Annotated in this window: 1 protein-coding gene; it reads left to right on the forward strand. The window is 63.4% G+C overall.

Features of this window, described 5'->3' with window-relative positions; all coding sequences use genetic code 11:
• Positions 1-222 precede the first annotated feature (222 nt).
• Positions 223-674: hypothetical protein (locus tag BI327_RS40940; RefSeq protein ID WP_210191262.1), on the forward strand; the 452-nt coding region annotated here is incomplete at its 3' end.

The following is a 674-nucleotide window of genomic DNA, read 5'->3' on the forward strand; positions in this document are numbered from 1 at the left end:
ACCGAGAGCGGCGCGATAGCGCCTGATTTGTTTTCCGAGAGCCATGGTGTCAACGCTAAACAGTTGTGGAAAATTGTGCAACAACAAGTGTTGAAAACGGGATTATACATTTGTAGAATCTTACTCATGGATTACCCAAAACGTGTGCTGTTATCAGACGGAAGCGTGGGTAGCGTATCGCTACCAAAGGGCTTCTCTCCCTCATCCATCCGGACCGCCGCAATGGCGATTCGCAACACCGGCGCCCGGGCGGCGCCACCTCGGCAGCGTCCGCCAGCGACGGACACCGGCATCGAACTCAATGGCAAGGAGCGGCAAATGAATCAGGCAGGAAACATGGCATTGCAGGCCCCGCAGGGCTGGGTCGCGGCGGCATCGCAGGCGGGCGCCGCCATCGCGCGTTCCTTTGCGTCGCGGCCGGCGGAGCGGGCCGGTTGGCAGCAGGCGGCGCAGGGCCGGAACCAGAAGGGGCAGAACATGACGCGGGAAGAGTCGGATCAGGTCGAAGCGCTGATCATGGAGTGGTACCACTGGAGCCGGGGCTACGGGCCCAAGCTGGGCGTCGGCCGGGTCTCGGCGTTCGCGCGCGGCATGACGGCCGACGAGGCCTATGACGACGAAGACGTCGACGCCCGCCTGGCCGCCGCGCGCGGCGAGCAGACCGAGTTGTGTAT

The organism is Bradyrhizobium mercantei, assembly GCF_001982635.1.
In the GTDB taxonomy this organism is placed as follows: Bacteria; Pseudomonadota; Alphaproteobacteria; order Rhizobiales; family Xanthobacteraceae; genus Bradyrhizobium; species Bradyrhizobium mercantei.